Source organism: Streptomyces sp. NPDC035033 (assembly GCF_040636735.1).
Taxonomy (GTDB): Bacteria; Actinomycetota; Actinomycetes; order Streptomycetales; family Streptomycetaceae; genus Streptomyces.
In genome coordinates this window covers 1-6,475 of the sequence record NZ_JBEZUZ010000174.1, presented here as the reverse complement: position 1 = coordinate 6,475, position 6,475 = coordinate 1, and the positions used below count along the sequence as shown (strand labels likewise).

General features: G+C 70.9%; 7 protein-coding genes. 2 read left to right on the top strand and 5 right to left on the bottom strand.

Annotation, left to right across the window (positions count from 1 at the left end; genetic code table 11):
• A partial coding sequence (locus AB0E83_RS34680; RefSeq protein WP_132919430.1) for an acyl-CoA dehydrogenase family protein occupies nucleotides 1-93 on the top strand: 93 nt, incomplete at its 5' end.
• A gap of 49 nt (nucleotides 94-142) precedes the next feature.
• Here the strand turns inward: AB0E83_RS34680 and AB0E83_RS34675 are convergent.
• The 4 genes from AB0E83_RS34675 to AB0E83_RS34660 form a co-directional block, all read right to left on the bottom strand.
• A complete protein-coding gene (locus AB0E83_RS34675; protein ID WP_362120685.1) occupies nucleotides 143-658 on the bottom strand; it encodes a hypothetical protein in 516 nt (171 codons plus the stop codon).
• Nucleotides 659-662: 4 nt separating this feature from the next.
• A complete protein-coding gene (locus AB0E83_RS34670; protein WP_362120689.1) occupies nucleotides 663-2,471 on the bottom strand; it encodes an alpha/beta hydrolase in 1,809 nt (602 codons plus the stop codon).
• Between the two features lie 8 nt (nucleotides 2,472-2,479).
• Complete coding sequence (locus AB0E83_RS34665) at nucleotides 2,480-2,641, bottom strand: hypothetical protein (protein ID WP_362120683.1); 162 nt, start codon at nucleotides 2,639-2,641, stop codon at nucleotides 2,480-2,482.
• A gap of 364 nt (nucleotides 2,642-3,005) precedes the next feature.
• The gene (locus AB0E83_RS34660) at nucleotides 3,006-4,247 is read right to left on the bottom strand and encodes an LCP family protein (RefSeq protein WP_362120681.1); all 1,242 of its coding nucleotides are present in this window, start codon (nucleotides 4,245-4,247) and stop codon (nucleotides 3,006-3,008) included.
• 119 nt (nucleotides 4,248-4,366) lie between these two features.
• Here AB0E83_RS34660 and AB0E83_RS34655 point away from each other — a divergent pair, with 119 nt between their 5' ends.
• Complete coding sequence (locus tag AB0E83_RS34655) at nucleotides 4,367-4,900, top strand: acyl-CoA thioesterase (RefSeq protein WP_362120679.1); 534 nt, start codon at nucleotides 4,367-4,369, stop codon at nucleotides 4,898-4,900.
• Between the two features lie 132 nt (nucleotides 4,901-5,032).
• Here the strand turns inward: AB0E83_RS34655 and AB0E83_RS34650 are convergent, their stop codons facing one another.
• Nucleotides 5,033-6,409 carry an LCP family protein gene (locus tag AB0E83_RS34650; protein ID WP_362120687.1) on the bottom strand — a complete coding sequence of 459 codons (1,377 nt, stop codon included), beginning with the start codon at nucleotides 6,407-6,409 and terminating at the stop codon, nucleotides 5,033-5,035.
• Nucleotides 6,410-6,475: the final 66 nt, after the last annotated feature.

The window sequence follows — 6,475 nt, the reverse complement described above, 5'->3', positions numbered from 1 at the left end:
GTCGAGCGCATGATGCGCGACGCCAAGATCACCCAGATCTACGAAGGCACCAACCAGGTCCAGCGCATCGTCATGGCCCGCAACCTCCCGTAACCCGCCGAAGCGGCCCCCGGCGGGAAACCGGGGGCCGCGAGCGACGGGCCTACTCGACCGTCTCGCCCTCCGGCACCTCGTAGCAGCCGGAGACGACGGCCACGTTCAGCTTCGGCGGCTCGTCCTTCGCCCAGTACGTGACCTTGACGCTGTGCTTCTTGGCGTCGTTGTCGGCCGTGAGGGTGAGGTTCTGGTTCCGGCTGGTGTCGGGCTCGAAGCCGACGACCTCCCAGCCCTTCCCGGGCAGCTCCGCCTTCAGCCGCTCCATCACACCGTCGAGCCGGCCCTGCTCCGCCGGGGTGAAAGTCCACATGTGGAAGGTGCTGAAGTACTTCTCCGGGTCCTTGCCCGGGCACTCGTTGGTGATGACGCCGGCCTTGGTGGCGCGTCCCTTCAGGCCGATCAGGTCGTAGATCTCGCTGGACACACCCTTCGTCGTCTCGATGGCCTGATCCGTGCCGCTGATGCCCGCGGACGGGGTCTTGTCTTCGGTCATGCCGCATCCAGTGAGGGTCGTGACGGTGAGGGAGACGAGGAGCGCGGCCGCGCCCATCTTGGTCTTCATCGGTTTAGCGCACTCCAGGGGTGGGGTTCGGCGGCGCCTTCAGTTCCACGTCGTCCGGCTTGCCCGCGACGACCAGCGCCTGGTTCTTCAGGCTCTCGGAACCCTCGTTCCAGTATTCGCTGTGACCCGACCCGTCCGTCTGCATCTGGTTGGCTCCGAAGCGCGGGTCGCTGGGGATGGTGAACGGACCGTCCCAGTCGGTGCCGCCGTGCCCGAACCGGCCGACGTCCGGGACGAAGTCCCAGTCCGCCTCCTGGTTCCACACACGGCCCTTGGGGACGTCCATGTCCTCGGCCTTGGGCACCTGAACGCCGGGGCTTCCCGCGAAGATCACGTCGTCCGCGTTCAGATCCCCCTGCCGGGCGGCCGAGCCGATCAGCGTCGTGCCGTACGAGTGGCCGATCGCCGTGCGGTGCGGATCGGAGTCCACCGAGCGCGAGGCGTCGAGACCGTCGAGGAAGCGGTTGTAGGCCGGGGCGCCGTCATCCGCGTAGTGCTTGAAGGGCGCGTCCTTGACGATGTCCTGCGGGGCGTCGTAGCCGAGCCAGGTGATGGTGGACACGGAGCCGTTGTCGGCGCCGTCGGCGACCGCCCAGAGCCGCTCCATCCGCTTGATGTCGCCGTCGATGGAGCCCAGGTTGGACGTGGTGCCCGGCACGTACACCGCCTGGTGGTCCGCCGTGTCGGGGTTGCCGTTGGCGATGATCGCCCGGCCGTTCTTCTCCGGGTCGAAACCGAGCAGGTACGCCTCGGGCCGCCCCTCCACACCCGTCCGGTCGAAGCGCGCCTGGATCGCGTCCATGCCCTTGAGGGACTTGTTCAGCTGCTCGTACCGGGCGCCGTACTCCCGGTTCCAGGCCATCCACTCGTCGGTGTGCACCTTGACCGGGTACCGGCCGGCCGTGATCCACGTCCACTCGTTGGCCGGCGGCTTCGGGATGGAGTTCAGCTCCATCCGGTACTGGCCCGCCTTCTCCGCGAGCACCACCCGGTTCGCCTCGTCGCGCACGGTCGACGGCAGGCCGTCGAGCGCGCCCACGGAGGCCGGGCGCAGGGAGATCCAGGCCTCCTGGTCCTCCGGGGACAGCCCCTTCCACCAGGCCGCGTTGTCCTTCGGGGCGCCGCTCTCCGGCGGCTGCGGCAGCGACTCCAGGTAGGCCTTGCCGGCATCGCCGACGCCGCCCATGTCGGACTGGGCGTCCGCCCAGTCCTTGTCCGACACCTTCAGGTCGTCGTCGGCCTTCAGCGCCCGCAGCTTCGGCGCCCACTTCGCGTCGGCGTCCGTCGCCTCCTTCAGCGCGTCGGCGATGCGGTTGGCGTAGCCGAGGGCCCGGCCGTAGTACGGGTTCGGGTGGATGTTGATCGCCTGGCGCTCGATCGCGTCCGAGGTGTCGGTCCCTCCGGGGCTGCCGGACACCGTGCCGCCGTCGGCGGGCTTCTCCGCGCCTGGCTTCGAACCTGCCGGGAAGGACACCGAACCGTCCGGGTTCACCGTGCAGCCGCCGGCCTGCGCGTCCGCGAGCGCCGCGTCGAGCTTCCGCTTGGCCGCCCCGACGTCGAAGGCGAAGCCGTTCAGCGCCGTGCTCACCAGACCGCACTGGGTTTGCGCGTAGTGGAAGTTGCCCGACAGGTTCTTGAGCTCGGCGAGCGCCGCGTCCGCCGCCGCGCCCTGCACCTCGGCCCGCAGCCCCGCGGTGATCCGCCCGTCGACGGCGTCCTTGGCCGCGCTCGCCATGTCGCCGACGGCCCGGTAGCCGTCCGCCGCCTCCTCGTACTCGGCCTGCTTGAAGGCCTTCAGGGTCTTCAGGTCCATGAGCGCGCTCACTTCTCCTTCGCCTGGCCGCCGACCGCGTCCGTGTCGCCGTACTTCGCCGCCAGCGCGTCGAGCTCCTGCTTCACCGACTCGTCGGTCTTCGCCAGGTCGTGCCCGGCCGCCTTCAGCAGCCCGCCGAGCGCGTCGCAGCGGGCGCTCACGTCACCCACGTACTTCTTCCAGGACTCGTACAGCTCCTGCTGGGCCGCCGCGCTCTGGATCCCGCCGGTGTCCCCGAGGCCCGCCTGCCCGGACTCCAGTTTCGTCAGGGACGTGGCGATGCCCTTCCTTCAGGCCCGTCACCCCGTCCCCGGCCTTCACCCACGCCCGCTTGTCCGTCTTCAGGTCCTCCGAGTAGCCGCCGCCCCCGTCCGGCGCGGCCAGCTGGTTCAGCCGCATCGCCGCCGGCTCCCGTCCGACCGCCTCGCTCTTCAGCTGCTCCCACTCGTCCCACGGCACCGTGAAACCTCCCCGTTTCTGCCGTCACGTACGAAACGGCCGGCGCACCGAACGGGCGCCGGCCGGGACGTCTCGTCAGCGGTCCGATGTGACCGTGACCGGCTCGTCGTTCTTGATCTGCTCGACGAGCTGCTTCACCTTCGGCATGTCCCACTTCAGGGAGCCCTGCGGCGCGCTGCCCGCGATCGGCATGTTCATGGACTTGCCGTCGCCGCCGCTGATGCTCTTCATCGCGAAGAACATCTGGCCCAGGTCCCACAGGGACATGTCCTTGTCGACGATCAGCGTGTCCAGGCCGGCGCCGAGCGTCGGGTACAGCGCGAACGGGTTGAGGATCGTGCCCGGCGTCGCCGCCTGGTTCGCCAGCGCGGACAGGAACTTCTGCTGGTTCTTGGTCCGCGCCAGGTCCGACTCGGCGAAGGCGTAGCGGGTGCGGACGAAGGCGAGGGCCTGCTCGCCGTCGAGGGTCTGCTTCCCGGCCTGGAAGTCGGCGCCCGACTTCTTGTCCTTGAAGCCCTTCTCGATGTTCATCTCGACGCCGCCGAGCGCGTCCACGATGTTCGCGAAGCCGGCGAAGCCGATCTCCGCGTAGTGGTCGATCCGCAGCCCGGTGTTGAACTCCACGGTGCGGACCAGCAGTTCGGGCCCGTCCATCGCGTAGGCCGCGTTCAGCTTGGAGCCGCCGCGCGCCGGGAACGCCTTGCCGGACTCGGAGCCGACGAAGTTCGGGATCGTCACCCAGGAATCGCGGGGCAGCGAGACCATCGTGTTCCCGCTGGAGCAGGCCGCGAGGATCATCATCGAGTCGGTCCGCTTGCCCTCCGCGGAACCGGTGTGCAGCTTCTTCTTCTCCTCGGCCGACATGCCCTCGCGGCTGTCGGAACCGACGATCAGGTACGTCGTGCAGTCGCCCTCGGCCGGCCGCTCGATGACCTTGGACAGGTCCACCTCGTTGCGCATCTGCGAGCTCGCCCACGCGTAGGTGCCGATGCCCCACGCGAGGACGCCGGCCACGAGCACGATCGACCCGACCTTGATCCGCTTGCGCCAGTCCGGCGCGGCACCGGCGGGACGGGTGCCGGGCCCGGCGGGTCCCCCCGGCCCGCCGTGCCCCCGGCCGCCCTGCGGGGAGCCGTAGACCTGTCCGGTGCTGTACCCGGAGTCGTACCCCGTGGCCTGCGCCTGAGTGAAGTTCGGGTTGTACGCCTGCCCCTGGTCGTATCCCTGCTGGTACTGCGAAGACTGGGGCCCCTGCGGTCGTCGCTGCACGTGCCGCATGGGGCGGGCGCCCTCGGGCTGCTCAGGCCACTCATTCATGCGGACCAGTGTGCCGGTCCCCGCTTTCCGGGCGACAGGCCGGGTGGAAAATAGGACCGGTGCTGTTGCCAAGCTGATGCAAAGCAGACAACAGCGATACCCGGCATAAGGTGGAGGACATGACAGAACAGGGCGCTATCCCGGGCAAGCCCACCTCGGCCTCCCGCACCACCCTCAGCCACATCATGACCAGCCACGACACCAACCTCCTCGGGACGGTGCACGGCGGCGTGATCATGAAGCTGGTGGACGACGCGGCGGGCGCCGTCGCCGGCCGCCACTCCGGCGGCCCGGCCGTGACCGCCTCCATGGACGAGATGGCCTTCCTGGAGCCCGTCCGCGTCGGCGACCTCCTCCACGTCAAGGCCCAGGTCAACTGGACGGGCCGCTCCTCCATGGAGGTCGGCGTCCGCGTCCTGGCCGAGCGCTGGAACGACACCACCCCCGCCACCCAGGTCGGCTCCGCGTACCTCGTCTTCGCCGCGGTCGACGCCGACGGCAAGCCCCGCACGGTCCCCCCGGTCATCCCCGAGACCGAGCAGGACAAGCGCCGCTACCAGGAGGCCCAGATCCGCCGCACCCACCGCCTGGCCCGCCGCCAGGCCATCAAGGAACTGCGGGAGCGCCGGGCCGCCGAGGGCTACACCGACTGAGCGGACGTCCCCGGGACGCGGGCGGGCGTTCCGCGGGGCCGGGGCCCCGGGACGGACCCCGGGGGAGGGCGGGCGCACCGGACGGCGCCCTGCGCGGCGCCGGAGCCGCCGGGCCCGGACCCGCACCGCCGATCACGGACAGACGACCTGGTCCCCGGTGACCGCCTCGAACGGCCCCCGCGCCGCGGAGCTCTCCGTCCGCACCGCCGTGACCCCCCGGTACTCCGATCCCGCCGTCACCCGCAGGGTCCCGCCCCGCCCCGGCACCGCCCTCAGCTCCGCCCCCGGCAGCGCCGCCGCCAGCGACTTCGCGGACCGGTCCCACCGGGGGTCGTACTCGATCACGGTCCGCCTCAGCTCGTCCCCCGCCGCCGTCATCGGCGTCCGCGTCGTGTCGAAGCCGGCCCCCCGCAGCGCGTCGTCCACCTTCCGCCCGAGCCCGTCGATCCGGGTCCCGTTGTAGACCTGCACCCGGATCGTCCTCGGCGCCACGTCCACCACCACGGCCTTCGGCTTCTTCGCGGCGGGCTCCGGACGCGAGGCCAGCGGCCGGTCCTCCCGCACCGCCGCGAACAGCTTCTGCGCCTTCGCCGCGTCCCACTTCACGGTCGACCCGATGCCCTTCACCGGGAAGTCCACGTCCCCGACCGGCACGGACACGAACTCCGAGGACGCCGGCGTGAACCCCCGCATCGCCTTGGCCAGCGCCAGCAGCTGGTCCGTGCCGAAGTCCTCGTCGGCCCGCACCGACCCCAGCAGCGTCGTCGCCACCTCCCGGAACCGCACCGGGTTGAACAGCACCCCGCCACCGGTCAGCCGGTCCACCAGGGCCGCCAGGAACTTCTGCTGCCGCTGCATCCGCCCGAGGTCCGCGGCCCCGTCGATGTGCCGGGAGCGCACGTACTGGAGCGCCTGCCCGCCGTCCAGCTCGTGCGTGCCGGCCGCCAGATCGAGGCCCGTGTACGCGTCCTTCACCGGCTTCGCCGTACAGATCTGCACCCCGCCGACCGCGTCCACCGTCCGCATGAAGCTGGTGAAGTCGACCTCCAGATAGTGGTCGATCTTGACCCGGGTCATCGCCTCCACCGTCCGCACGGTCAGCGCGGGCCCGCCCTCCGCGTAGGCGGCGTTCAGCTTCACCGGGTGCGCCCGGTGCTTCTCGCCGCTGTTCTGGTCGGTGTGCTCGGGCAGCTCGGCGTACGAGTCCCGGGGCAGCGAGACGACGCTCGCCCGCTCCCGGTCCTCCGAGATGTGCACCAGCAGCACGGTGTCCGTGCAGTGGCAGGGCGCCCCGCCCAGCCGGTACTTCTTCTTCTCCTCGGGGGTGATCCGGTCGCGCCCGTCGGTGCCGACGACGAGCACGTTCATGCCGGTCCCCGCCTGGGGACGGTTCTTCATGTCCTTGAAGGGGTCCACCCGCGTGATCCCGGTGTCCAGGCCGGTCACCACCGCGTGCCCGATCCCGCCGGCCGCCAGCACCACCACGGACAGCGCGGTCGCCATCCGCATGCCCCAGCGGGGCCGCCGCCGGGGCGACGGCTTCACCGACGAAGAGATGCTGGAGTGGCTCTTCAC